The sequence below is a fragment of the Corynebacterium sp. HMSC11E11 genome (genome assembly GCF_001807025.1).
GTDB classification, from domain to species: domain Bacteria; phylum Actinomycetota; class Actinomycetes; order Mycobacteriales; family Mycobacteriaceae; genus Corynebacterium; species Corynebacterium freneyi.
This window is the reverse complement of sequence record NZ_KV787115.1, coordinates 68,855-94,250: the sequence shown is the minus strand read 5'-3', so window position 1 is coordinate 94,250 and position 25,396 is coordinate 68,855. Positions and strand designations below refer to the sequence as shown.

Annotated in this window: 18 protein-coding genes and 1 pseudogene; 9 read left to right on the top strand and 10 right to left on the bottom strand. The window is 69.1% G+C overall.

Annotation, left to right across the window (positions count from 1 at the left end; genetic code table 11):
• Positions 1-543: pseudogene (locus tag HMPREF3121_RS12545) on the top strand (hypothetical protein); the annotation flags it as partial.
• 105 nt (positions 544-648) lie between these two features.
• On the opposite strand, the gene HMPREF3121_RS02535 reads toward HMPREF3121_RS12545, so the two are convergent.
• Positions 649-1,056, bottom strand: coding sequence for a DUF3592 domain-containing protein (locus HMPREF3121_RS02535; protein WP_168161352.1), 408 nt, complete (start codon positions 1,054-1,056; stop codon positions 649-651).
• A gap of 242 nt (positions 1,057-1,298) precedes the next feature.
• Here HMPREF3121_RS02535 and thrC point away from each other — a divergent pair, with 242 nt between their 5' ends.
• Both thrC and HMPREF3121_RS02525 read left to right on the top strand, forming a co-directional pair.
• A complete protein-coding gene (gene thrC / locus HMPREF3121_RS02530; RefSeq protein ID WP_070519562.1) occupies positions 1,299-2,735 on the top strand; it encodes a threonine synthase in 1,437 nt (478 codons plus the stop codon).
• Positions 2,736-3,170: 435 nt separating this feature from the next.
• On the top strand, positions 3,171-5,003 hold the full coding sequence (locus HMPREF3121_RS02525; protein ID WP_246816045.1) for a thiamine pyrophosphate-binding protein: 1,833 nt from the start codon (positions 3,171-3,173) through the stop codon (positions 5,001-5,003).
• Positions 5,004-5,089: 86 nt separating this feature from the next.
• Here the strand turns inward: HMPREF3121_RS02525 and HMPREF3121_RS02520 are convergent, their stop codons facing one another.
• From HMPREF3121_RS02520 to HMPREF3121_RS02505, 4 genes are all read right to left on the bottom strand, one after another.
• Positions 5,090-5,743 (bottom strand): LppP/LprE family lipoprotein, encoded by a 654-nt coding sequence (locus HMPREF3121_RS02520; RefSeq protein WP_083291187.1) that lies wholly within the window; start codon positions 5,741-5,743, stop codon positions 5,090-5,092.
• Between the two features lie 50 nt (positions 5,744-5,793).
• Positions 5,794-6,357 carry an O-acetyl-ADP-ribose deacetylase gene (locus tag HMPREF3121_RS02515; RefSeq protein WP_070519558.1) on the bottom strand — a complete coding sequence of 188 codons (564 nt, stop codon included), beginning with the start codon at positions 6,355-6,357 and terminating at the stop codon, positions 5,794-5,796.
• Positions 6,358-6,450: 93 nt separating this feature from the next.
• On the bottom strand, positions 6,451-7,470 hold the full coding sequence (locus tag HMPREF3121_RS12685) for a cation diffusion facilitator family transporter (protein WP_083291186.1): 1,020 nt from the start codon (positions 7,468-7,470) through the stop codon (positions 6,451-6,453).
• 76 nt (positions 7,471-7,546) lie between these two features.
• Positions 7,547-8,323 carry an AAA family ATPase gene (locus HMPREF3121_RS02505; RefSeq protein WP_070519555.1) on the bottom strand — a complete coding sequence of 259 codons (777 nt, stop codon included), beginning with the start codon at positions 8,321-8,323 and terminating at the stop codon, positions 7,547-7,549.
• A 43-nt stretch (positions 8,324-8,366) separates the two neighbouring features.
• Here HMPREF3121_RS02505 and HMPREF3121_RS02500 point away from each other — a divergent pair, with 43 nt between their 5' ends.
• Positions 8,367-9,680: an MFS transporter gene (locus HMPREF3121_RS02500; RefSeq protein WP_070519553.1), complete on the top strand. Its 1,314-nt coding sequence runs from the start codon at positions 8,367-8,369 to the stop codon at positions 9,678-9,680.
• A gap of 72 nt (positions 9,681-9,752) precedes the next feature.
• Here HMPREF3121_RS02500 and HMPREF3121_RS02495 read toward each other — a convergent pair whose 3' ends face one another.
• On the bottom strand, positions 9,753-10,421 hold the full coding sequence (locus HMPREF3121_RS02495; protein WP_070519552.1) for a hypothetical protein: 669 nt from the start codon (positions 10,419-10,421) through the stop codon (positions 9,753-9,755).
• Between the two features lie 121 nt (positions 10,422-10,542).
• Here HMPREF3121_RS02495 and glsA point away from each other — a divergent pair, with 121 nt between their 5' ends.
• Both glsA and HMPREF3121_RS02485 read left to right on the top strand, forming a co-directional pair.
• Positions 10,543-11,958, top strand: coding sequence for a glutaminase A (gene glsA, locus HMPREF3121_RS02490; protein ID WP_070519550.1), 1,416 nt, complete (start codon positions 10,543-10,545; stop codon positions 11,956-11,958).
• Between the two features lie 182 nt (positions 11,959-12,140).
• Positions 12,141-12,683 (top strand): NADPH-dependent FMN reductase, encoded by a 543-nt coding sequence (locus tag HMPREF3121_RS02485; protein WP_070519548.1) that lies wholly within the window; start codon positions 12,141-12,143, stop codon positions 12,681-12,683.
• A gap of 55 nt (positions 12,684-12,738) precedes the next feature.
• Here HMPREF3121_RS02485 and HMPREF3121_RS02480 read toward each other — a convergent pair whose 3' ends face one another.
• The 3 genes from HMPREF3121_RS02480 to glnA all read right to left on the bottom strand — a co-directional run bounded on the left by HMPREF3121_RS02480 (position 12,739) and on the right by glnA (position 20,644).
• Entirely contained in the window at positions 12,739-15,249 is a 2,511-nt protein-coding gene (locus HMPREF3121_RS02480) for a hypothetical protein (RefSeq protein WP_070519546.1), read from the bottom strand.
• Positions 15,250-15,997: 748 nt separating this feature from the next.
• Complete coding sequence (locus HMPREF3121_RS02475; protein WP_070519544.1) at positions 15,998-19,183, bottom strand: bifunctional [glutamine synthetase] adenylyltransferase/[glutamine synthetase]-adenylyl-L-tyrosine phosphorylase; 3,186 nt, start codon at positions 19,181-19,183, stop codon at positions 15,998-16,000.
• A gap of 120 nt (positions 19,184-19,303) precedes the next feature.
• Complete coding sequence (glnA, locus tag HMPREF3121_RS02470) at positions 19,304-20,644, bottom strand: type I glutamate--ammonia ligase (RefSeq protein WP_070519542.1); 1,341 nt, start codon at positions 20,642-20,644, stop codon at positions 19,304-19,306.
• A 64-nt stretch (positions 20,645-20,708) separates the two neighbouring features.
• Between glnA and panB the strand changes: the two genes are divergently transcribed.
• A complete protein-coding gene (gene panB, locus HMPREF3121_RS02465) occupies positions 20,709-21,518 on the top strand; it encodes a 3-methyl-2-oxobutanoate hydroxymethyltransferase (RefSeq protein WP_070519540.1) in 810 nt (269 codons plus the stop codon).
• A gap of 127 nt (positions 21,519-21,645) precedes the next feature.
• On the top strand, positions 21,646-23,718 hold the full coding sequence (locus tag HMPREF3121_RS02460; RefSeq protein WP_083291193.1) for a CYTH and CHAD domain-containing protein: 2,073 nt from the start codon (positions 21,646-21,648) through the stop codon (positions 23,716-23,718).
• Between the two features lie 78 nt (positions 23,719-23,796).
• Here the strand turns inward: HMPREF3121_RS02460 and HMPREF3121_RS02455 are convergent, their stop codons facing one another.
• Positions 23,797-24,006 carry an SPOR domain-containing protein gene (locus HMPREF3121_RS02455; protein WP_070519538.1) on the bottom strand — a complete coding sequence of 70 codons (210 nt, stop codon included), beginning with the start codon at positions 24,004-24,006 and terminating at the stop codon, positions 23,797-23,799.
• 151 nt (positions 24,007-24,157) lie between these two features.
• Here HMPREF3121_RS02455 and HMPREF3121_RS02450 point away from each other — a divergent pair, with 151 nt between their 5' ends.
• Positions 24,158-25,324: a galactokinase family protein gene (locus tag HMPREF3121_RS02450; protein WP_070519536.1), complete on the top strand. Its 1,167-nt coding sequence runs from the start codon at positions 24,158-24,160 to the stop codon at positions 25,322-25,324.
• Positions 25,325-25,396: the final 72 nt, after the last annotated feature.

The following is a 25,396-nucleotide window of genomic DNA, read 5'->3' as shown; positions in this document are numbered from 1 at the left end:
GCGACCCGGACGCACCGGGCCCAGCTGCTCGCACGCGCCGCCGAGGCGATTCACGACGGCGCCGCCGCCACCGCCGACGCCGCGGCGCGGGCCCGGGCCCTGTCGCTTCTCGACGACGTCGACGCCCTCGTCGCCGACGACCCGTCGATGGCCGCAGGCCTCACCGTGCTCCGGGCGGTGCTGGCCACCCGCTGGCCGTACACGACCCACGACGACTACCGGGAGCTGCTGCCCCACGTGCAGGCCGCGGCCATCGCAATGCGCCACACCGCCCTTGCCGCCGAAACACCGCGGGCCCGGCGCGCCCACGCCGCCGCCCACGCCACCACCGCCATCGAGCTGGCCTGCCACATCGCGTTCATCACCGGCCGCGCCGACCAGGTGGCCGCGATGGTCGACTTCGCCGCGGCCACTCCGGCCCTGCGCGCCGTCGGCCCGTCGCTTCTGGTCGGCCCGCCCCCGCCGACGCCCGGCCTCGACGACGCCCACCACATCGCTTCACGACGATTCGGGGTCCGGGAGAGGGCCATCGGACAACAGTGATCGAATCGAAACGCGACGTCGGCGGGATTTCGCGCTGCTCCCGCCAACTCCCACCGGCAATGCCTCAGGTACAGGGCCTCGGGCGGGCACCGCAGACGCGAGAACTCAGAAACCGCCCGACGTCACCCCGATGCCGACAAACACGATCCCGAGGAGCACCACCGCCAACGCCACGAAGCCCAGTGGCACGGTCCCGACCAGGACCTCCCGCGGGTCCCGGGGGTTGTACCTGACCTCGACCTCCTTGCCGATCACCAGATCTGACGTGGACATGTTCGTCCGGGCCTCGTGCTCCACGCCCCGTTCATCCCGGAAGGCCACGATCTCCCGGAACATCGCGCACTGCTCCTCCTGGTCGAAATACTCCTCGCCCCCGATGACGTGCCCGACGGACTTCGGCCACGTCCGTGCCCGCAGCGCGAACCCCGCCAGCACGACGCCCACCATGATCACCAATGCACCGGGCACTCCAAACCCGATCAGCCAGATCCACCCGCCGATGCCAGACGGCATGCCGATCACCTCTTCTTCCGATTCTCCCGCGAACTTCCGCGGCAACGAGCTCCCCGCATCGCCGCCACGGTGCACGACCGGCACCCGACTCCCGCAGGCGCATCCGGCCCACGGCCATCGCGCCCTGCACCAACCGATCATCGCCCACCACCGGCGGCCGCGCAGCACCACATCCCCCACCCCCACGCAAGACGCGCAGCCGGTGGCCGTCGTCAAGCACTCCCTTCAGTAAGGTTGGCCCCGTGGACTACATTTCGACGCGCGACCCGAAGCGAACCCCCGCCAAGTTCTCGGACATCCTCCTCGGCGGACTGGCGCCCGACGGCGGCCTGTACCTGCCGGCCGAATACCCGCAGGTCGACGACGCGACGCTCACCCGCTGGCGCGGCATCCTCGCCGACGACGGCTACGCCGCCCTGGCCGCCGAAGTGTTGCAGCTGTTCGTCGACGACATCCCCGCCGACGACCTCAAGGCCATCTGCGCCCGCGCATACACCACGCCGAAATTCTCCGACCCCGACATCGTGCCCGTCACCGAACTCGAAGACGGCCTGCACATCGGCCACCTGTCCATGGGCCCCACCGCCGCATTCAAGGACATGGCCATGCAGCTGCTCGGCGAACTGTTCGAATACGAACTCGCCCGCCGCGACGAAACCCTCAACATCCTCGGCGCCACCTCCGGCGACACCGGATCCTCCGCCGAATACGCCATGCGCGGCCGCAAGGGCATCTCCGTGTTCATGCTCACCCCCGCCGGACGCATGACCCCCTTCCAGCAGGCGCAGATGTTCGGCCTCGAAGACCCGAACATCCACAACATCGCCCTCGACGGCGTCTTCGACGACTGCCAGGACGTGGTCAAGGCCGTGTCCGGCGATCTGGAGTACAAGGCCGCCAACCGCATCGGCGCCGTCAACTCCATCAACTGGGCCCGCCTGATGGCCCAGATCGTCTACTACGTGTCGTCGTGGATCCGCATGACCGACGCCAACGACGAAAAGGTCAGCTTCTCCGTGCCCACCGGCAACTTCGGCGACGTGTGCGCCGGCCACATCGCCAAGTCCATGGGCGTGCCCATCGACCGCCTCATCGTGGCCACCAACGAAAACGACGTCCTCGACGAGTTCTTCCGCACCGGCGCCTACCGCGTGCGCACCTCCGAGGAAACCCTGGCCACGTCGAGCCCGTCGATGGACATTTCGCGGGCCTCGAACTTCGAGCGCTTCATCTTCGACCTCCTCGACCGCGACGCCGAGCGCGTCGCCGAGAAGTTCGGCGTGAAGGTCAAGCAGGGCGGTTTCACCCTGTCCGGCGACCCCGCCTTCCCCAAGGCGTCGGCCGTGCACGGGTTCCTGTCGGGCCGCTCCACCCACGCCGACCGCGTCGACACCATCCGCGACTGCTGGGAGCGCCTCGGCGTCATGGTCGACCCGCACACCGCCGACGGCATCCACGTCGCCCGCGGCCTGCGCGACCAGGTGTCCACCCCGATCGTGTGCCTCGAGACCGCGCTGCCGGTGAAGTTCGCCGACACCATCATGGAGGCCACCGGCCGCGAACCGGACATGCCGGAGCGTTTCGCCGGGATCATGGATGCGCCGCGCCGCGTCGTGGACCTGCCCAACGACGCCGACGTGGTCAAGAAGTTCATCTTGGACAACATCGCCGAAAAGTAGGCCGAGAAGTAGGGTTCGCCCGTTCCGTTCGGGGCGCCGCCGGGGTGACCGGTGGCGCCCCGTTTCGCTGCTACCCCGAGCGACCGCCCCGCTCTTTCCCCCAAACCACGGGGTTGACGGCGATCCCGTGGTTTGGACCCCGTGGTTTGGAGATTTCTGGGGCGCCGGAAAGCACGCCCCGCGCCGCAGTCGGTGAGAAGCGGGCGCCTGCCCACGCCGCCCCCGCTGAGCAATACCCCCGCCGAACACCCCCGTGAAACGCGCGGGACAAACCCAAGCGAACGGCGCAATCCCCCGCTTTTACCCCCGAACTTCCGGTAAAACCCGTGATCAATCCGTTATCTGGATTTTCCTCTTCCACCGACCAGCGAAATCGGCAAGAATCGGCCCCTGCACATCCACGCACCACCAGCCCGCCGCCGAAGGAGGCCCTCCGTGCAGCGATATTCCGCCGAGACCGACCACCCCGAAACCAACACGATCGGGCATGGGGCCGCGGTCGCAATCGACGCGTCTGCCACCCGCGACGCGGACACGCCCGCTGCGGCGACGGTGTCCACGGCCATCGCCGACGTCATCCTCGCCCGCGCCGACCACGTCTTCGGCCTGGTGGGCAACGCCAACTCGCACGTGGTCAGCCACCTGACCTCCCGCGGCTTCCCGTACACCTCCACCCGCCACGAAGCCGGCGCGGTCGCCGCGGCCGACGCGTTCTTCCGGGCGGGCGGGGGCATCGCGGTGGCCACCACGACGTGCGGTGCGGGGTTCACCAACACCATCACGGCGCTCGCCGAAGCGAAGGCAGCCCGGGTGCCGATGGTCTACGTCACCGGTTCGGCCCCCGCCGCCGGGGCGCGCCACTTCGACCTGAACCAGGCGGGGCTTCTCGACGCGCTGGGGATCGACCACTTCACCCCCACCCCGGAGACCGCCGCCGCCGACGCCCACGCCGCATTCGCGCTTGCGCAATCGCACCAGGAGCCGGTCGTACTGCTGCTTCCACACGACCTGCAGACCGCGCCCCTCTTCGACGGCGGCGACGTGCTGTCGCGCCCGGAGCTGCTGCGCCCGGCCCACGCCACTCCGACGCGCCCGATGTCCGACGATCTGCGCGCCGAACTGGCCGCCGTCGCCGACGCGTTGGCTTCGGCCCGCCGTCCGCTGATCCTGTCGGGCCGGGGCGTGGTTCGCGCCGGAGTCGCCGATGACGTCGCGGCCCTGGGCGACCGCATCGGGGCGTTGCACATGCATTCGGCGATGGCCCGCAACGTCGTCGGGGGTCAGTGGTGCATGGGCACCGCCGGCGGTTTCACGCATCGGGCGCACGTTCCCATCGCCCGCGACGCGGACGTGGTGCTGGTTCTCGGGGCGAGCTTCAACGCGCACCAGGTCCGGGGCGGTTCGTTGTTCTCGCCGGACGCGACGGTGATTCATCTGACGCTCGAGGAGCATCCCTCCAGCCGCGAGGTGGATGTGCGCGTGCTGTGCGATCTGGCGTCGGTGATGCCGGTGCTCGATGAGCTGGTCGCCGAACGTCTCGCCGGCACCGACGTCCCCGACGGCACCATCACCGCCGACGCCGCCGCCTCCCCCACCGCGTCGCGCCGCACGTGGCGCGATGAGCTGGGCGCGCTGCCGCCGGCGGAGGACCCGGTGACGCAGCCGGAGCTGTTCCACGAGCGCGGCGCCGATGGTCGCCTCGATCCGCGGGCGGCGCTGCGCGAGTTGGACCGCATCCTGCCGAAGCGGCGCACGGTCTGCACCGACGGCGGGCATTTCCTCGGGTGGGTGCCCATGTACCTGGACAGCCCGGATCCGCGGGCGCAGGTGTTGGTGGGCACGGCGATTCAGACGATTGGCCTGGGCTTTCCGACGGCCATCGGCGTCGCCGCGGCCCGACCGGACGATTACACCGTGTTGGTCACCGGTGATGGCGGCGGTTTGATGGCGCTGTCGGATGCGGAGACGGTATTCCGCACGGTGCGGCGGGGTGCGGTCGTCGTGATGAACGACGCGGCCTATGGCGCGGAGCTGCACCAGTATCGTGCGGAGGGCCTGGACACCGCGTCGATGGTCATCGACGACGTCGATTTCGCCGCGGTGGGCCGTTCCTTCGGTGCGCGCGGGGTGACCGTCGCGGACATGTCGGACTTTGCGCGGGTGTCGGAGTTGCTTGACGACGACCCGTCGGGCGTCATCGTCATCGACGTGAAGATTTCCCGCGAGGTCATCGCCGACTTCATCTCCGAGGTGCTGAAGAAGCAGTAGGCGTCATCGCCGGAAAAACGGTGGCGCCACCGCCTGGAAGGAGTCGACGCCACCGCGAAAAAAACCGGCAGAGAAACCGGCGGGCGTTATTGGCCCAGGTTGGTGTTCGGGAATTCCCCGTCGACGTCGACCTTGCCGGCGGACTCGTTCCACGTGAACGTCAGGGTCCGGGTGTAATTCGGGGCCGCGGCGTTGGCTTCGCCGGATTCCATGAGGGCTTCCCAGTCCTTGTACTTCACCTCGAACCAGCCGTCGCCTTCGCCGACGATCTGGCCCTGCTGGCGGTAATCGGAATCGACGCCGAGGTATTCGCCGTCGTGGAACATGAGGATCTTGGTCAAGAACTGGGCGCTGCCCTGCGGCATCTGGTGGTACAGGGCGTAGGTCAACTCACCGCAGGGGTCGTAGTTGGTCTCCACCAGTTCCCAGTATTCGACCGGATCCGGCGTGTCCACGGTGTCGATGGCTTCGTCGAGCACCGCCGCAGTCTCGTCGATGCCGCAGTTGTCGCCCCCTCCGTCGCCTTCCGTCGTCGTGGTCGTGGTGGTTTCGGTCGTGGGGTCGGCTCCACCGTCACCGGCGGCACCGTTGGTTTCGGTGGTCGTGGTCGTCTCGGTGACCGTCGGCTCATCGCCGCCATTGCCGCCGTCGCAGCCCGCCAGGGCCAAGCCCAGGGCGCACGCCAACGCAAGCCCGGCCGTCGCGGGGCCGGTTCGAATGGTTCCTCGTCGCTCAAACATCGTCTTCTCCCGTCTGATCCGTCTTCGACTGGTCGTCGGTTGTCCGTCGTCTACGGCTCGTCGGTTCCCGGCGCACCGGTCGTCGACCCGCCGTCCGCACCGAACTCGGCACGGAAAACGGCGTCGAGGTGATCGTCGAAAAGCACGAAAATCACCTCGGCCAGGTCGTCCAGGGCACCGTCGGGCCTCGATTCGATCGCCCGGTGCGCCGCCGCCGCGACATCCTCGCCGCTCCAGCCGTAGGCACCGGCACCAATGGCGGGCACGGCCACGGACCTGGCACCGACTCGACCCGCGGCGTCGAGGGCGCTGCGAAACGCCGACTCCAACACCGCGACGTCGGTCTCCCCCGCGTTCCTGTTCGGCCCGACCGCGTGAATGATCCACTGCGCCGGCAGGTCATACGCCGACGTGATCGTCGCCTGCCCCGCCGGCAGGCCGTCGGCGAGCGATTCCTCCCGGAGCCTGCGGCATTCGGCCAGCAACTCCGGGCCCGCCGCCCGATGGATCGCGCCGTCGACGCCGCCGCCTCCCAACAGCGACGAATTCGCGGCATTGACCACCGCGTCGGCCCGCACCTGCGTGATGTCTCCCCGAATGAACGTGATCTTCATGTGGCCCCTCCTCGGTAACCTCGGGCGTTACCTTCGGGTGTACACGTATTTATGCGATCGCGGAACCCTTTGCGGCGGATACGGGCCGCTCGGTCACACCTCCCGGGGGCGTTCGTGGGCGTGGTGGGCCTCCGTCTCCAGCTGCAACGTGGCATGGCCGACGCCGAACTCCTCGGCGAGGCCGTCCTCCATGTCGCACAGGATGGAACAGGCGTCGGAGAAATCGAGGTCATCGTCGACCGTGACGTGGGCGGTGAGCACCACATCGGAGCCGTGAATCGACCAGACGTGCAGGTCATGGATGCCGCGGACGCCGGGGCGCGCCACCATCCACTCCTCCAGCCGCCGCGTGTCCACGTCCGACGGCACCAGCTCCAACAGCACCGCCCCCGCATTGCGGATCAACGCCAGCGCCTGCGGGATCACCAGCAAGGCGATGAGCACCGCCGCCACGACGTCGGCGCGGTCGAAACCGGTCACCCGCACCACCAGCGCGGAGACGAGCACGCCAACCGAACCGAGGGCGTCGACCATGACGTGCAGCAACGCCGCGCGCAGGTTCATGTTGTCCTTGTCGCCGCTGGCCAGGATCGCCGCCGCGAGGAGATTGGCGACCAGACCGATGGCGGCGATGATCAGCACCGTCCCCGACGACACGTCGGCCGGCTCGGACCAGCGGTGGAACGCCTCGACGAGGATCCACACGCCCGCGGCGCCGACGAGAATCGCGTTGAACATCGCGCCGAGGACCTCCGCGCGGCGGAATCCGTAGGACGCCAGCCGCGTCGCCGGCCGCGATCCGATCCATGCGGCGGTCATGGCGACCAGCAGGCCCAGCCCATCGGAGGCCATGTGCGCGGCGTCGGCGAGCAGCGCCAGCGAGTTGGCGACGAGGCCGCCGACGACCTCGGCGATGAGAATGATCGCCGTCAGCCCGAAGGCCATCGCCAACCGGGGAAAGGCCGTGCTGGAGTGGTCGTGATCGTGGACGTGGAACAGACCGTGGCCATGGTCGTGATCATGCGAATGGCCGGAGCCGTGGTCGTGACCATGCGAGTGGCCGTGGTCGTGCTCATGACCCTGAGAGTGGTCGTGTCCGTGTGCGCTGCCCATGACCACAGATTAGGCCCGCCTATGACGCAAATGCATACTTGCAAATGGGAACCGACGCCAACAATGTGCGGCCGGATCAGCCCTCGTCCGTTTCCGGCGAAATCAGGTATTCCACGGTCGCCTCCGGCGCCTCGAGGAACTCCCGCATGTCCGCCACCGCGCCGCAATCACGCCAAGCGGGCACGTCGATGCCGTCTTCGCCCAGCTCGAAAATCGTCGCCCCGGGGATGGCCAGCAGGATCGGCGAGTGCGTGGCGATGATGAACTGCGCCCCGCCCTTCGCCAGCTCGTGGATTTGCGCCAGCAGCGCCATCTGCCGCATCGGCGACAGCCCCGACTCCGGCTCGTCGAGCAGGTACAGCCCATCGGAGAACCTGTGCGTCACCACCGCCCACACCGATTCCCCGTGGGACAGGTGGTGCAATTCATCCGGTCCGTACGTCGGCCCACGCGGCGGCTTCTTCGCGATCTCCTCGAGCATCCGCAGGTGCCCTTCGGCCCGCAGGAAAAACGCATCGGGGGGATTGGCCCGCCGCACCAGACCCATTGCACGGTGCAGCGGCGAGGCGTCGTCGAGCCCCGAGTAGCGCATGTGCCGCGAGCCGCCGTCGGCATTGCACCCGGCGAGCACCGCGATCGCCTCCAGCAAAGTCGACTTGCCCATCCCGTTGTCCCCGGCGATGAGGGTCACGGGCGTGGGCAGAGGAAGTTCCCGCAGGTCACGGAGATGCTTCACGACGGGCAGCCCCAACACCCACCCATCGCCGCCATCGGATTCGGCGTCCCCGAACACGGCGTCGACGTCGGTGATGCGCAACGCCTTGACGTAGGGCGCGCGGTCCGGGTGTTTCATGCCCGTGAGGATACGCGCGGCGAAGGGGCCTACACTGCCAGGAATGACCGTCGATCCACGCACCCGCATCACCGCCCGAGCGTTGACCGTATGGGCGGCGGCGGTACTGGTGTATATGGCGGCGATCACCGGGCGCACGTCCTTCGGCGTCGCCGGCGTCGAAGCGCTCGACCAGTTCAACATCGACGCGTCCCGGCTGGCGGTGTTCACCTCCGTCCAGGTCGGCGTCTACGCGTTGGCGCAGATCCCGGTGGGGCTGGCCATCGACCGATTCGGGGCGCGCAAGACCATGGTCGTCGGCGCGCTGGTCATGGCGGCGGGCCAGATCACCCTGGCGTTGACGGCGTCGTACCCCATCGCCATCCTCGCCCGCGTGCTCATCGGCGCCGGCGACGCCAGCGCGTTCCTGTCGGCCATGCGCCTGCTGCCCGCGTGGTTCCCGCTCAAGGTCACTCCGCTGTTCACCCAGCTGACGGCGGGGCTCGGGCAGATCGGCCAGTTCATCTCGGCCGTGCCCTTCCTCATGCTGCTCCACGCCCAGGGCTGGGTCGCCGCGTTTCTCGCGCTGGGCTCCGGAATCGCCATCGTCGGCATCGCCGCGGCCATCGCCATCGCCGACGTGCCCCCGGCCCCTGCCGAACCCGACGGGCATGACGGGCATGACGACGGGTCGTCGTCACGCGAGGAGGAGCGCGCGACCGTGCGCGACATGCTCGGCGTCGTGCTGCGCCACCCGGTGTGCTGGCAGGGTTTCTTCACCCACTGGGTCGGGCTGATGCACCAGGCCACCTTCACCCTGCTGTGGGGCATGCCGCTGATGACGCTGGCCATGGGGCTCAGCCCCACCCAGGCCGGCGGCGTGCTGGTGGTCAACACCATCGCCGCGGTCGCCGCCGGGCCGGTGATGGGCGTGCTGTCGGCCCGCTTCGGCGCCCGCCGCGGCACCCTGACCGTGGTCATCTCCGTGCTGCTCATGGGCATGTGGGTGGTGTTCCTGCTTCCCGACGCCCCGCGTGGACTCTCCGCGATGGTGGCGTTGAACATCGCGATGGCGGCCCTGTCGTCGGCTTCCGGCCTCGGTTTCGATTCCGTTCGCGAAGCCGTCGACCGCCGCGTGCTGGCCACCGGCACCGGCCTGTCCAACATGGGCGGATTCACCGCCGCCATGCTCGCCGCGCAGGGCGTCGGCGTGCTCCTCGACGTCTCCGCCGACGGCGGCGTCTACGACTGGGCCGACTTCCGCATCGCGTGGACCGCGATCGGCGCGGTCTGGGTGATCGGCATGACCGGCCTGCTGACGTCGATGGCGCTGCGGCGGCGCGGCCACCGGCGCAGCGACGCCCACTACGAGCTGTAGCGGGCTGCGCGAGTTGCAGCGGGCCGCCCGACTCGTCGCGGGTTCAGTCGCGGCGAGGTGCAATGGGCGGCTCTAGGAGACCTTCTCCCACGTGCCGCAGCGCGCGGTTTCGAAGGCCACGTCCGACTCGGCGATGGTGACCACCATCTGCCCGGAGCCGAAATCGTTGACGATGATCTCATCGAGGTCACCCGTCGTCCCGGACAACCGCGCCCAGTAACACGAGTCCGCGCCCGCGGCGCGGTAGGTGCCCGGCTCGATGTCGGTGCCCACCAGATACGTGCCGTCGCCCGGGATCGTCGCGCCCGCCGACCCCGGTTCGTCGCCGCCCTCGGGCTCCTCCGCCGGAGACGCGGTGACCTCGACGGTCGACTCGACGGTGGTCGTCTCCGTGGCGGTTTCGGTGACCGTCGTCGGCGCGGCCTCCGTGGACGAAGAGGAACCGCCGGCGAAGCCGAGCGCACCGCCGAGCAGCAGACCCCCGACCAACGCGATTCCGCCGATCAACGCGGTCCTGGAACCGGTGTCGCCGTGTTGGCCGGTGTCGTACTGACCCGATCCGTACTGCGCCGATCCGTACTGCGCCGATCCGTACTGGGCCGATCCGTACTGGGTGGCGCCACCCGGTGCTTCCCGGCCCTGCCCGTAATGCTGATCGGTGCCGCCGTTTGCGTACCAACCGCCCTGCGGTTCACCCGGCTGCGGGACGTCGTCGTGGATCTGGGGGCGATAGTCGTTCATCGGGGTCCCTTCAGCGGGGAAATGGTCCAAGAAGACACTACCCAGCGCGCGGGCCCGCGGCGGCACACGCGACGTGCCGCTAACCCGGTCCTCCCAGGGGTTTGCCCGTACTCTGTGAGGAATGACCCCGATTGACATCCGTTCACCTTTCCGCGAGACGCTCCACCGGCTTACGGAGGAGTGCCGCGGCATCACCGACGGCGACAACGCCGCCTACATTCCGGCGCTGGCGAAAGTCAATCCCGACCTGTGGGCCACCGCGGTGATGAGCCCCGAAGGCGACCTCTACGCCTTCGGCGACATCGACCACGAATTCACCATCCAGTCGATCTCGAAACCCCTGGTCTACGGCCTGGCCATCGAGGAAATGGGGTTGGACGCGGTGCTCGAACGCGTCGGCGTCGAACCCTCCGGCGACGCGTTCAACGAAATCTCCGTGGACAAGAGCGGCCGCCCGGTCAACCCCATGATCAACGCCGGCGCCCTGACGGTCCACGGCCTGCTGCGGGAACATTGCGGCGGCAGCGCCGACGACCTCATCCTCGACGGTCTGTCCGAGCTGGCCGGACGGCAACTCGGCGTCGACGAAGAGGTCTGGCGCACCGAATGCGACACCGGCTTCCGCAACCGGGCCATCGCGAACCTGCTGCGCTCCACCGAAACGATCACGGGCGACCCGCTGCAGGTGTTCAGCGGGTACATCCGGCAGTGCGCGATCAACATCACCGTGTGCGACTTGGCGACGATCGGCGCCACGCTGGCCACCGGCGGCGTCCATCCGCTGTCGGGCAAGAGGGTCTTCCGAGAAGAGACCGTGCAGTGGATCCTGTCGGTGATGTCGACGTCGGGCATGTACGACTCGGCGGGCAACTGGATGAACTTGGTGGGGGTGCCCGCCAAATCGGGCGTGTCGGGCGGCCTCTTGGGCGTCATTCCGGGTGAGTTGTCCCTGGCGTCGTTTTCCCCGCCCCTCGACGACCACGGCCATTCCGTGCGCGGCAACGCGTTCTTCCACCGCGCCTCGTCGGAGCTGGGCCTGCACATGATGCGCGTTACCGGCCGGCCGCATGGTGCACTGCGCCATCGCGCGGTCGTCGACTTCAACGCCGACGGAGTCCAGGACACCACGCTGCTGCGCCTGTACGGCGACATCGATTTCTGTTCCTACGAGGCCATCGACCGGGAGGTCACCCGCGGCGCGGCGTCCGGCACCGACCTGTTCGTCGATCTCGTCGAGGTCCGTTCCCTGGCCCCGAAGGCGAAGGAACTGCTCGAGGAGCTGCTCACCGCCGCGGGCGAAAAGATCACCACCTACGTCCACGACCCGGCGGACCTGCTCGACCACGACGCCTGCGCCACCCCGCACTGGGTCGACAAGGCCGAGATCCGCAAATACCGGTCGGATCAACCGGAACGCCGCGCGCCCCGCAAGCTGTTGCGCCGCCGCGACGCGCGCAAGGCCGGCGGCAAGAAGACCGGTTCCAGGACCGCCTCGATGACCTCGGCGAAGCGGTCGGATCCGCGCCGCAAGCGATGAGGGCCGGCTCGTCGTCAAGCAGTTCGCTGCCGCGACGCATTGCCGGTGCCGGGATTTTTTGCTTGACGACGCCCACCTCCTCGCAGCCGACGTGACACATCCCACACGGCCGTATCGTCGTGGGATGCGAGAGCGACCAATATAGTTGACATGACATCAACTACTGAAGGAGCACCCCGCACATGAAGTTCGGCATCATCACCGGCACCACCCGCCCCGGCAACGTCGGCACCGTCGTCGGCGAGTGGGTCATCGAGAACCTCTCCGCCCGCACCGACGTCGAGATCAAGGACCTGAAGGTCGCCGATTTCGACCTCGACCTGCTCGGCGAGCCCACCATCCCGGGCCAGGCCAACGGCAAGTACGAGGACCCGAAGACCGTGAAGTGGGCCGAGGCCGTCAAGGAGTGCGACGCCTACGTGTTCGTCACCGCCGAGTACAACGCCGCTCCCCCGGCCGCGTTGAAGAACGCCGTCGACCTGCTGTTCGTCGAGTGGAACGACAAGCCCGCCGGCTTCGTCGGCTACGGCTTCGGCGGCGGCCAGCGGTCCATCAAGCACTGGCGCGACATCGTCGGCAACCTCAAGATGAAGGACGCCGAGGCGACCGTGAACATCTTCCTCGGCGAGGAGTTCCCCGACGGCCGGTTCACCCCGGCGGAGGGCAAGGCCGACGACCTGCAGAAACTCGTCGACGAGATCGCCGCGCTGAACGGCCGGCAGTAGGCCGTCGGCGGGGGCGTCGGCGGCAGGGCGCCGGCGCGGCGCAGAAGATCCGCTATCAGAACAGCGGCGGCTGGGTGGGCACGCCCGGACCGCTGCCGGAATCCGGGCGACGCAGGGGATCTTCGATGTACGTCGCATCGGCGGCCCCGGCCCCGCCCCCGGAGTCGGACGCGGACGCGGACTCTGCGACGCCCTCGGCGCCCGGCCCGGCTCCTCCCCCGGACGCGGCACCGGATTCCCGCTGATCCGAGTCATCACCCGTCAGCGACGCCGACGGGCGCAGTCCCGGAAGGTCGAACAACGGCGGTTCGATCACGCCGTTTTCACCCACGACGCCGTCATCGACGCCGATGACGTCGAAAAGCGCGTTTTCCTGCGCTGACTGCCGCATCGCGTCGCCGCCGTCGCAGACTGCATCGGCCGCGTCGGTCGCGGCCGCCTCGGCATCCCGGCTCCGGCCGGCTTCGACGTCATTGGTCTCGTCATCGTCGGTGAACGGATCGGCGGCGGGCTCGTCGGGAAGCAACGGCTCCAGCTCCAAACCCTCGGCGACCCCGCGCAGCTCAATGCGCAGCATCCGCAGCCACGCGGACCCCGCGGTGACGTCGCGGGCCGCCGCCACAATCGCCTTGACGTCGCCGTCGTACTCGTCGAGCGCGTCGGCCAGCGACTCTTCGGTGAACACCCACTCCGACGTCGCGCCGCACTTCCGACGGTGCGCCATGGAATCCATCGTCACCGCGAGATCATGGCCGGGCACGCCGCGGACCACGGCGACCAACTGCGGACGCCCCACGCGCAGCGAATTCGGGTACAACCGCACCTGCGCCCGCCGCTGCACCGGCACGAAATCCCCGGCCTCGGCGGCGATCAACTCCACCGCTTCGTCAACGTGCGGATCCTGCCCCGACAGCCAGGCGTGGCCCAGCGCCGCCATGACCGCACGCACGGGCATCCCGGCGGCACCGTCGACGAGCAGCCCCAGCGCGCGCATGCCCTCCATGACCCGGTGGAGCACCCCGCCCCACATGTCATCCAGACCGTCGTACAGGGCGCCGCACGTCCAGTTCAGGTGCGAGTCGATGCAGCACGGGTACCACATCATGCCGTCGTCGAGGTCCGCGGCGAGCGCGACCGCTTCACGACGAACCCGCTTGGCGACGTCGGCCAGCACCTCGGCAGGGGGCATCCAACTTTCCTGCGCGTTCTCGCCGATCCAATGAACGGGGCCGCGGAGCCACCCGGCGACCAGCCAGGCCCAGCGGCGCGAGGCGTCGGCGGAGAACCACCTCTGCGCCGATCGCGCCGTCGGCTGGCCCGTGACCGGGTCCATGAAACCGGCGTCGACGAGCATGCCCACCACCTCGAAGACCACGGACACATCCGCTCCAACGGACGCGGCGAAATCCGACGCGGCGACGGAACCGGGGAAGTCGTGGAGGGCACCCGCCCCCAGGTAACCGCCGTCTTCCCACAACTGCATGACGGCGGTGCCCACCGCCACGGCCGACGTCGCCGCTTCGACGTACGCCTCCGGCGGCGTCCACGCCGTGCGCGGCTCCTTCGGGTGCGGCGTGGGCAGGGGCAGCCGGTCCATCTTCAACGCCAGGGCCACCGGCGAAATCATCGATGCGTTGAGCACGAAACCCGGTCGGCAATCGAATGCGCCTGCGGCGTCGACCGGCTGCGCGTGTTCGCCGCCCGTGGTGTCGTCGGCCGTCTCGAACGTGACCGCCAGCAGATGCTCGACCGCCCATTCGACGGCGGCGGCGCGGCGTCCGCCCCACTCGCGGGCGTCGAGGTAGATGGCCTCGCTGGCGAACAGCAGAAGCGACTTCTTGATGGCATCCGGGGCGGTGTCCACCAGCGCGCGGACGTGGCGCGGCGAACACAGGAACGTGCGCAACCGGGCGAGCAACTCGACACCCGACGGAGCGCCCGGGGCGACCGGTTCATCGTCGACGGGACTGACGCGCTCCGCCGCCCCCTCCACGGCAACTGCGGCGCGGTGCTCGGCGGCGGAGATCAACCCGAGGTTCTCCATCTTGCGAAGCAGCTCGGAGCGGTTGTTGAAGTCGAACAGGTACGCCACGGGCGTCGCCATCGTCGGGTCCTGGACCAGGACGTCCGAGATGTGCGGGGGCACGTTCCACACGCCCTCCGGTTCCTGCCACACCAGACCCAGATCCTCGGCGCGGCCCATCAACGCGGTGACGTCGGCCCGGGCGGCGGGGAGTCGGACGGTGGATGGCGGATGGTCGCCGTCGTGGGGCATCGAGTCCGCCTCGGAACCCCACACCGCGACGGCGGTGATGTCGTCGACGGCTGCGGAGTCCTCCAGAACATGCACCAGCTTCACCGCGGCCAGCACATCCGGCGTCGCGGCCGACACGGCGGTCAGGGCGGCCTGCCGCGTCATCAACAGTTCCGCGGTTTCGGCCCGCGACACCGGGGTGGAACTGCCCGGGCAGGCCACGCGCAGGAGCCGACGCAGCTCCGCCTCGCCCAGACGTCCGACGTGTTCGCCGAAGTCGGGGCTGGCTGCGTAATCGGCCCTGCTCTCCATTCGGGTCATTATGGCCCATCGGGGTCCGGGATGGGGAACCATCCGGGCCTTCGGGGCGTGGGATCCCCACGTCGGCACGCCGGGTAGGGCACACACGCTCCGAGAACACGACCACACGGACCCACGGGTCGGCGGTTCCCAAAGGACGGCGTTTCATTCGAATACGGTGTCGCAGAAGTGCTCGGCCGGGCCAACCCACGCTTCACGGAATGGAATCGAATTTTTGAACGACCAAACGTGTTACGACATGAGCCAGGCGCTTAATGCCGGCCGGGAAGTTGCACCGGCAGAAAGGCGCAGATAGTGCAGTTCTCCGATTCTCAACGCCGGTTTTTGACGGACATTATTCGATCAACCGGGTTCCTGTGCTTGACTACCGCACTCGGAATTCCGATTGTCGCCGCAATCTCACGCCCATTAAGCTGGTCGGACGGATTTGCTTTTGCGATCACCATCGGATTGATGGCCGTCCTCGCCCATCGGCGGTGGGGCAACAATCGGAGGATGCCTCGCGCGCTCGCGGCGCAGGGCGTGGCCCTGGGGGGCCTTGGCCGCCGGAGAGCTTTTCCACGCCATGGGGGCACGTGAAACCACCGTCACATTCACCACTGGTCTGGTGTTCATCGCGGCGGTCATCACGGTGTGGCGTATTGGCCAGCGGCGATAGCACCACGTGAAAATCGCTCCGGCCAAGCGGAACCGCGACATCGCATCGCGCTGACACACCGACGAGACGCCTCGGCGCACCCTAGTCGTGCGCCGGATTCTCCTCTCCCCAGAAGACGCGGTCGACCACGCGGCGGGAGTGCCGGGTGACGCGGAGATAGTTCTCCATGAACCCGGTGTTGTCGTCCGGATCCCAGCCCGCGGCACCGGCGACCTGCGCCAACTGCGGCCCCGGCTGGGGCAGCTCGTCCGTTCGCTTGCCGCGGGTGAGCACCAGGGCGTTGCGCGCCTTCGTCGCCGTCAACCACGCCGTGCGCAACGTCTCGGCATCATCGGCGGACAGGATCTCGTCGTCGGCAAGCGCCCGCAAACACTGCAACGTCGACGTGTTGTGCAGCCCCGGCACCTCATGGGCGTGCATGAAGGTGAGCAACTGCACCGTCCACTCGATGTCCGTCAACGCACCCGACCCCAACTTCGTGTGCGTGCGCCGGTTCGCCCCGCGCGGCAGGCGCTCGTTGTCCACCCGGGCCTTCATGCGGCGCACGTCGCGCACGACCTGCTCGGACGCCCCGCCCTCCGGATACCGGAACCGGTCGATGCCGTGGAGGAACCTCTCCCCCAGATCCTTGTCGCCCGCGATCCACGTCGCACGCAACAACGCCTGGATCTCCCACGTCTCGCCCCACCTCTCGTAATAGGCCAGGTAAGAATCCAACGTGCGCACCGGCGGCCCCGACCGCCCCTCCGGCCGCAGATCGAGATCCACCTCCAACGGCGGGTCCTGACTCGGCTTGGCCAACCGACGGCGCAGGGCGTCGCAGATGCCGATCGCCCACCGCACCGCGTCACTGTCATCCGCCACCGGTTCCCCGTCGTCGCCGACGGCCGGTTCACACACGAACATCACGTCGGCGTCCGACCCGTACCCCAGCTCGCCGCCGCCGAGACGGCCCATGCCGATGACCGAAACGATCGCCGGCACCGGCTCATCCGGATGCTGCGCACACCAACCGCGGATCTCGGCGGCCAGCGCCGCCTCGAGCACGTTGTCCCACACCAGCGACAGCGACGTGCACACGGACTCGACGTCCATGAACCCCAACAGGTCGGCCGACGCAACGCGCGCCAACTCGGCACGCCGCAACGCCCGGGCCACGCCGATGGCCCGATCCGGATCCGTGTGCCGATTCGCGGTGGCCACCAACGACCGGCCCACCGTCGCCGGATCGGTGTCCAGCAGCTTCGGCCCGGCCGCACCATCGCCGAAAAGCTTGATCGTGTCCGGAGACGACAACAACAGACCGGACACGTACGGCGACGTTCCCAAAATGTGCATCAACCGCTCGCCGACCACGCCCTCGTCGCGAAGCATGCGCAGGAACCACGTCTTGTCCACCAACACATCGGACAGCTTGCGGTAGTTGAGCAGACCGGCGTCCGGCTCCGCAGTGTCCGACAGCCACTCCATCAACGTCGGCAACAGCATCGCCTGAATGCGCGCCTTGCGCGACGTCCCCGACGCCAACGCCGACAAATGGTCGTACGCCCGATCCGGATACAGGTAGCCCAGCGCCGCCAACTGACGCTTCGCCGCATCGGCCGACAACTGCATCGTGCCGGTGTCCTGCTCCACCACGGAATTCAGCAGCGGACGGAAGAACAACTTGTTGTGGAGCGTCCGAATCTGCCGCCCCGTCGCCCGAATCCGCTTCGCCAACGCATCGGCGGAATTCTCCGACCCGGCCGGGGTGACGCCGGCGGCCCGCCCCAACCAACGGCGGGCGGAAACGTCCTCCTCCGGCGGCAACGTGTGCGTTCGCCGCATCTTCTGCAACTGCAGGCGATGCTCCAACAGACGCATGAACTCGTAGCACTCGACCAGGACGCGCCCGTCCTCGCGGCCGACGTAGCCGGCCTCCACCAGAGCCTCCAGAGCCTCCACGGTGGGCAGGACCCGCAGCGACTCGTCGTAACGCCCATGAACCAACTGCAACAGCTGCACCGCGAACTCCACGTCGCGCAGCCCACCGCGACCCAACTTCAGCTCGCGGTTCTTCAACTCGTCGGGGACGTTCTCGATGACGCGATCGCGCATCGCCTGCACGTCCTCCACGAAGGAATCACGCTGCGACGCCGTCCACACCAACGGCGAAAGCCCCTCGACGTACTCGCGGCCCAAATCCAAGTCGCCCGTCATCGGCCGGGCCTTGAGCTGCGCCTGGAACTCCCACGTCTGCGCCCACCGCTTGTAGTAGGCCCGATGCGAGTCCAACGTGCGCACCAACGCCCCCGACTTGCCCTCCGGGCGCAGGGCGGCGTCGACCTCGAAGAAACAGCGGCACGCAACCCGGATGAACTCCGACGCCAGACGCGTGGCCCGGGCATCGGCCGGTTCGGCGACGAAGATGACGTCGACGTCGGAAATGTAATTGAGCTCCCGGGCACCGCACTTGCCCATCGCCAACACCGCCAGACGCGTCGACACCGGGGCATCCGGATACGTCGTGGCCACCGCCACCGACAGGGCCGCCGTCAGCGCGGCATCCGCCAAATCCGACAGGGCCCCCGTGACGCGGGTGAACGGGATCGGCGGCTGCCCCGGACGACGCGGCCCACGCGGATACGTGCCCGCCAAGTCCGCCGCGGCCACCCGCATGATCAGGTTGCGGTACGTCCGCTTCATGGCGACGTCCGCCTCGCGCCCGGTCAGCCCCGCCCGGTACAGGCCGGCGTCCTCCAACTCCGGCGACGACGCCGTCGGCTCCCGGTACTCCAGCTCCGCGGCCTCCTTCACCGACTCCTCGTCCGTGCGCACCGGGGTCTCCGGCGTGGCCTCGACGGAGGTGAGCATGTCGCGGAACATGTCCGCCCGGGTCGGCAGATCCGCCAGCAACAGCGACCACGTCGTCGGATTCGCCACCATGTGGTCGCCCAACATCGACGAAGCGCCCAGCAGGGCGAACACCCGGGTGCGCATGAGCACCTGCTGGCGCATCGCCGCATCCAGCGCCGACCACGACGCCCACTCCGGCAACTCGCCGGACGCGATGCCGGAGTCGAGCTTTTCCTTTAACCGCACCAACGCCGTCAGCGCCAGCTCCGGATCGGCGGCGCCGGCCAGGCCCCACAACAGCTCCAGGCCGTCCTCGTCGTACCAGCCGAGTTCCCTCAAATCGGCCGTCGACCGCTCGGCGTCCGGCAACCCGAGGGCGGCCGGGGTCGGCACCGTCTGCCGGGACGTGCGGGGGCGATTCCTCATCACCATGTCGTGATCACCATGTCGTGCTCGTCGTTTCGTCGTCCGGTTCGCTCACCGTCGGCGCGGTCAGTGGTCCAGCGGTCGGTGCTGCAGCAGTCCGTGTTCCAGCGGCCGGTGCTGCAGCGGTCAGTAGTCCAGGTTCGTGCGCAGCTCCCAGGCCGTCACCTGGCTCTGGTACTCGCGCCACTCGCGCCACTTGTTGCGCAGGAAAAACTCGTGGACGTGATCGCCGAGGGTGTCGGCGACCAGGTCGGACCGTTCCATCTCGCGCAGCGCCTCCTCCAGCGACGTCGGCAAGTCGCGGTAGCCCATGGCGCGCCGCTCGCGGCGGGTCAGCTCCGAAATGTTGTCCTCCGCCTGCGGGGGCAGCTCGTAACCGTCCTGGATGCCGCGCATGCCGGCGGCGAGGATGACGGAATACGCCAGATACGGGTTGCAGGCCGAATCGACCGACCGGATCTCCACCCGCCGCGACGCCGCCTTGCCCGGCGAGTACATGGGCACGCGAACCAACGCGGACCGGTTGGCCAGGCCCCACGTCGCCGCCGTCGGGGCCTCGTCGCCGAAGACCGTGCGCTTGTAGGAGTTCACCCACTGGTTGGTCACCGCGGAAATCTCCGGCGCGTGCGTCAAAATGCCCGCGATGAAGCTGCGCGCCGTCGACGACAGCTGATGCTCGTCGTCGGGGTCGTGGAAGGCGTTGTCGTCGCCCTCGAACAGGGAAATGTGCGTGTGCATGGCGCTGCCCGGCTGATCGGCGAACGGCTTGGGCATGAAAGTGGCGCGCACTCCGTTGCGCATGGCCACCTCCTTGATCAGGTAGCGGAACGTCATGATGTTGTCCGCCATCGTCAGGGCGTCCGCGTAGCGCAGGTCGATCTCCTGCTGGCCCGGGGCGTTTTCGTGGTGGGAAAACTCCACGGGGATGCCCATCGCCTCGAGTGCGTTGATTGCGTGACGACGAAAATCCGGCGCCTTGTCGTGAACGGCCTGGTCGAAATAGCCGCCGTTGTCCGTCGGCACCGGGGGCTGGCCGTCGGTGTCGAGGGAATCGACGAGGAAGAACTCGATCTCCGGATGGATGTAAGACGTGAAGCCCTGATCCGCCGCAGCCTGCACCTGGCGACGCAGGACGTGCCGCGGGTCCGCCCAGCTGGCCTGGCCGTCGGGCATGGAGATGTCGCAGAACATGCGGGCCGAGTGCAGCTCCCGGTCATCATGGCGCCACGGCAGAATCTGGAAGGTCGACGGATCGGGGCGGGCGATGGTGTCGGACTCCGACACGCGGGAGAACCCCTCGATGGCCGAGCCGTCGAAGCCGATGCCCTCCTCGAAGGCGCCCTCCAACTCCGCGGGGGCGACCGCCACGGACTTCAGATACCCGAGAATGTCCGTGAACCACAGGCGGATGAAGCGAATGTCGCGCTCCTCGATGGCGCGGAGGACGAATTCCTGTTGGCGATTCATGCTCTCCAAGTTACGCGGGCGACCGTGGTTCGTGTGGCACGCCGGTGTGGCATGCTTGGCGAACATGAGCACCCGGAAGATGCGCCTGAACGATCTCGCAGCCCGCAAGGCCGAGGGCCGGCCCTGGGCGATGCTGACCTGCTACGACTACTCCACGGCCCGCGCGTTCTCCAACGCCGGCGTCGAAGTTCTCCTGGTGGGAGATTCCGCCGCCAACGTCATGTACGGGTACGACACCACCACCGAGGTGTCGCTCGACGAGCTGATCCCCCTGGCCCGCGCCGTGGTCCGCGGCGCCCCGAACGCGCTGGTCGTCGCCGACCTGCCCTTCGGCGTGTACGAGGCTTCCGACGAGCAGGCGGTGCTCAGCGCGGCGCGCATGATGCGCGAAACCGGTGCCCACATGATCAAGATCGAGGGCGGCGAGCGCATCGCCCCGCGCATCCGGGCGCTTGTCAACGCCGGAATTCCGGTGATGGCCCACATCGGCTTCACCCCGCAGTCGGTCAACGCCCTGTCCGGTTTCAAGGTCCAGGGCCGGGGCGAGGGCGCCGAGCAGCTGCGCCGCGATGCCCGCGCCGTCGCCGACGCGGGCGCCCACGCGGTCGTGCTGGAGATGGTCCCGGCGGAGCTGGCCACGGAGATCACCGCCGAGTCGCCGATTCCGACGTGCGGCATCGGCGCCGGCAACCAGTGCGACGGTCAGGTGCTCGTGTGGCACGACGCCTTCGCGGTCCCGTCCGACGGCCGCCGTCCGTCCTTCGCCGCCGTCTTCGGCGAGGTCGGCGAGATCCTGGAAAGCGGCGCCCGCGATTACGTCGCGCAGGTGGAATCCCGTGACTTCCCGCCCGCCGACAAGGATTTCAAGGGCTGACCGGAGGCCCTGCGGTGACGGCCCGGCCGGGTCGCCGCCCACCCCACATGCGGGTGACCCCGCCGACGCGCGAACCGGGCATGAACGGCCCTGCCCACCCCTTCCTTCCGGGGGTAGGATGGAGGGCATGAACGATTCCGGCAGCACCCCCGACACGACCGTCTCCGGCAGCACGAAGGAGCGGACCGCACCGTCCGAAAACCTCGAGATCGAGGTGAAGTTCTCCGCGCCCGAGCAGGCGGTGGCCCCCGGGTTCGATTTCGTGCCCGGCGTCGCCGACGTCGAGGTGGACGTCCGCGAGATGTCTGCGACGTATCTCGACACCGAGGATCTGCGCCTGACGCGGGCGAAGCGCACGCTGCGCCGCCGGTTGGGCGGCCCGGACGAGGGCTGGCACCTGAAGACCCCGGCGGAGGCCGGCCGCATGGAGTACGGCGCCGCCCTCGACGAGGGGTTGGCCGAGGGCGAGGGCGCCGAGGCGGTCTACGTGGTTCCGGATGCGCTGCTCGCCCCGGTGCGGTCCATCGTCCGCGATCATCCGCTGCGCCCGATCGCACGGGTCGACAACGTGCGCCACGTGTCCACGCTGAAAAACGCCGCCGGCGAGCCGATCGCCGAGTTCTGCGATGACCATGTCACGGCGGTGTCGTTGCTTCCGGGCGGCGAGGAGACGTCGTGGCGCGAGTGGGAGATCGAGCTGATCGGCGACATCGCCGGCACGCCGGAGGGCGCGGAGCTGTTGGAGCGTCTGGGCGCGGTGCTGGGCATCGCTGGCGCGACGCCGTCGGAGAGCCCGTCGAAGTTGGCCACGGCGCTGGGTTCGTCGATGGACGCGGCGCCGCTGCCTCCGTCACCGGCGGATCTGCCGGAGGGCACGCCGGGTCGCGCGGTGGTCGATGCGCTGGCGGCGAATGTGGCGAAGATGGTCGAGTGGGATCCGAAGGTTCGCCGCGACGAGTGGGATTCGGTGCACCAGATGCGTGTGGCCACCCGTGAGCTGCGCAGTCACATGCAGACGTTCCACGGCATTCTCGTCGGCGATCAGTTGCCGCACATGGAGTCGGAGCTGAAGCTGCTGGCCGGTGTGCTGGGCGTGGCGCGCGACGCGGAGGTGGTGGCGGAGCGGTTCGAGAATCAGCTCGGGCGCGACGAGGCCGACGTCATCGACGACGAGATGCGCGAGGAGCTCGTCGCCGACATTCGCCGCGATTACGACCGGGCGCATCGTCGCGTCGTCGCCGCGCTGGATTCGAGCCGGTACCTGACCCTTCTCGATCAGCTCGACGAGCTGCTGGCCGATCCGCCGGTCAACCCCAATACCGCGGAGGACGCCGAGAAGGCGGAGCAGGAGGTCGCCGAGCGCAAGGCCGCGGAGCAGTCCGGGGTCGAGTCGGCCGACGGTGCCGCTACTTCGCTTGACGACGCCGACGTCGCGGCCGAGGAGCGTGAGGACGACGATGAGCTGTCGTCGGACGAGACCGCGCGTCGCATCGTCGACGAGTCGGATGCCGCCGACGCCGAGTTCGGCCCCGGCGAGTCCGGCGACGAGGCCGGTGCGTCGGAAGAGGAGCCGTCGGAAAGCGACGACGAGCCCGAGGCCCGCGACGCCGCGACGGAGCAGGTCGCCGAGCAGGCCCCGGAGAAGAAGCCGGAGAAGGCAACCGAGAAGACGCCGGAGCAGCTGCGCGCCGAGACCAACGCGGTGCTGGCGATTCATCTGTCGAAGGCGTTCGCGAAGTTCGAGAAGCGCCACCGCAAGGCCGTCGAATGCCGCGATGATCGGTCCATCCCGGTCGCCGAGCGCGAGGAGCATTTCCACGACGTGCGCAAGGCCGCCAAGAAGCTGCGCTACTCCGCGGAGGCCGCGCAGTCGGCGGGCATGCCCACCAAGAAGCTGTTCGGGACGTGCAAGACGCTGCAGTCGTCGCTGGGCGATTTCCAGGACACCTGCACCGCCCGCCAGGTCCTGCTGCAGAAGGCCCGCCGCGCCCACGCGCACGGTCAGGACACCTTCGGGTACGGCGTGCTGTACCAGATCGAGCGCATGGACGGCCTGAAGGCGCTGGAGGCCTACGACGACGACGTCGAGGACGTGCTCAAGGCGTACGACAAGCTCGAATCGAAGATGAAGAAGGCCCGCGAGAAGGCCGCGAAGGAAGCGGCGAAGGACGCCGAGAAAAAGGCCAAGCGCAAGAAGTAGGTTCGGCGCCCACTGCGGGTGCGGACCCCATGCGCCGACTGCGGGCGCGGCATCTGCGCGCCCGCCGGAGCACGGCCCTTACGCACCGGCCGGGGGCTTGCCCCAGTCGTCGTCTTCCTCGTCCCAATCGTCGGCGGCGCGGTTGCGGGCGGCGACGCGGTCCATCGCGGCGCGGGCCTCCGCCTCCGAGGCGTAGGGGCCCATCCGGTCGTCCCACCCGCTCTTCTTGCCGCGGGTCACCTCACCGGTCGAGGGCGTGTAGTACCAATCCTTGTCATCGCCGGCCATGTCATCCTCCTGGGTCGGTCGTGGGCAGGTTGTGTCCAGGCTACCTGCGGGTACTATCTCAGGACATGATCCGCGACGACGCGGCACCCGGAAAAGGCCGGTTGCCGCGATGCCGTCGCGTCCGCCCTCCGTTGCCGTCGAAAGGTCCCCGATGTCCGTTCCCGCCGCCGTCGAACGAGTCCGCGAGTCCGCGGGTCCCGAGGCGACGATCGCGCACGCGCCGGGATCGGTGGAACTGCTCGGCGAGGCGTGCGCGGCGACCGGCGGCATGCTGCTGGCCACCGCGCTGCCCGTGTCCGTGGCCGTGGCGTTGGAGGAAAACGACGCCGACGAACTCGTCGTCATCGCCGCCCGCACCGGCGAGGAAACCCGCCTGCCCATGCCCGATGCCGTGCCGCCGGCGTACCCGGCCGAAATCACCGCCATCGCGGCGGCCGTCGTGGCGCTGCAGCACACCACGCACCTCATCCCCCGCACCGGCTCCGGCCTCACCGTGCGCTGGGCGTCGAACATTCCCGCCGGTCGCGGCCTCGGCGAGCTTCCCGCACTGCAGTCGGCGGTTGCGCTGGCTGCCAACGCCCGCTGGGGCGACCGCGACGACGTGCCCACCCGCGCCCGCCTGGCCGCCGCCCTCCACGAAACGTCGGCGGCCCACTACGGCGGCCACTGGCCGCTGCACCCCTACACCGTGGCCCTGCGCAGCCGTCCCGACTCGGTGCTGACGTGCAACCACTCCGACGAAGCCGTCACCCAGACGCCGCGCCCGGACAACCTGTCGCTGATGGTGGCCTACTCCCCCGACATCACCGGCGCGTCGCCGCAGGTGGAGCGCCACGAGTTCTTCACCGAGGCATGCTCCGCCTTCGGCGTGCCCACCCTCAGCGGCCTGCCCGAGGCACAGCCGCGGGTCCTCGAATGGGTCCGCGCCCGCCGTGAGGTCCAGCCCGACGGCGACGCCCCCACCGTCGGTCGCGCCACCCAGTGGCTCGACGACGCCTCCGGCTGCTCCGACCGCGCCCGCGCCGTGTCCGCCCACCTGCGCCACGGCGACGCCGCCGCCGCAATGGCCGGAGTCTCCCACGACGTCACCGTGCGCGACACCGCCCCGGCGGCCGATTCGCCGCTCGGCCGCGTGGTCGCCTCCCTCGACGGCCATGACGCCGTGGCCCGCTGCTGCCCGGCACCCGGCGCCGCCGTGGTCGTCTGGGCCCACGCCGACGACGCCGACGACGTCGAAGCCGCCATCCGCCGCGACGGCGGCACCGTCCTGCGCATCACCGACACCGACGCCGGGGCCGTCATCGACTCACCGTTCTGAGCCGGGGCGCTTTCATGCCGCCCTAATCGGCAGGCCCGGCGCGCTGCTCTGATCCGCCGGCCGGGCCCGCTG

Bases quoted from the DNA above. Each gene is read 5' to 3' on its own strand.
- HMPREF3121_RS02480 (WP_070519546.1), bottom strand. From the start codon at position 15,249: ATGGAGAGCAGGGCCGATTACGCAGCCAGCCCCGACTTCGGCGAACAC.
- glnA (WP_070519542.1), bottom strand. From the start codon at position 20,644: ATGAATCGCCAACAGGAATTCGTCCTCCGCGCCATCGAGGAGCGCGAC.
- HMPREF3121_RS02450 (WP_070519536.1), top strand. From the start codon at position 24,158: ATGTCCGTTCCCGCCGCCGTCGAACGAGTCCGCGAGTCCGCGGGTCCC.
- HMPREF3121_RS02475 (WP_070519544.1), bottom strand. From the start codon at position 19,183: ATGGTGATGAGGAATCGCCCCCGCACGTCCCGGCAGACGGTGCCGACC.
- HMPREF3121_RS02455 (WP_070519538.1), bottom strand. From the start codon at position 24,006: ATGGCCGGCGATGACAAGGATTGGTACTACACGCCCTCGACCGGTGAG.
- HMPREF3121_RS02520 (WP_083291187.1), bottom strand. From the start codon at position 5,743: ATGTTTGAGCGACGAGGAACCATTCGAACCGGCCCCGCGACGGCCGGG.
- glsA (WP_070519550.1), top strand. From the start codon at position 10,543: ATGACCCCGATTGACATCCGTTCACCTTTCCGCGAGACGCTCCACCGG.
- panB (WP_070519540.1), top strand. From the start codon at position 20,709: ATGAGCACCCGGAAGATGCGCCTGAACGATCTCGCAGCCCGCAAGGCC.
- HMPREF3121_RS02505 (WP_070519555.1), bottom strand. From the start codon at position 8,323: ATGAAACACCCGGACCGCGCGCCCTACGTCAAGGCGTTGCGCATCACC.
- HMPREF3121_RS02535 (WP_168161352.1), bottom strand. From the start codon at position 1,056: ATGCCGTCTGGCATCGGCGGGTGGATCTGGCTGATCGGGTTTGGAGTG.
- HMPREF3121_RS02460 (WP_083291193.1), top strand. From the start codon at position 21,646: ATGAACGATTCCGGCAGCACCCCCGACACGACCGTCTCCGGCAGCACG.
- HMPREF3121_RS02515 (WP_070519558.1), bottom strand. From the start codon at position 6,357: ATGAAGATCACGTTCATTCGGGGAGACATCACGCAGGTGCGGGCCGAC.
- HMPREF3121_RS12685 (WP_083291186.1), bottom strand. From the start codon at position 7,470: ATGGGCAGCGCACACGGACACGACCACTCTCAGGGTCATGAGCACGAC.
- HMPREF3121_RS02495 (WP_070519552.1), bottom strand. From the start codon at position 10,421: ATGAACGACTATCGCCCCCAGATCCACGACGACGTCCCGCAGCCGGGT.
- HMPREF3121_RS02500 (WP_070519553.1), top strand. From the start codon at position 8,367: ATGACCGTCGATCCACGCACCCGCATCACCGCCCGAGCGTTGACCGTA.
- HMPREF3121_RS02485 (WP_070519548.1), top strand. From the start codon at position 12,141: ATGAAGTTCGGCATCATCACCGGCACCACCCGCCCCGGCAACGTCGGC.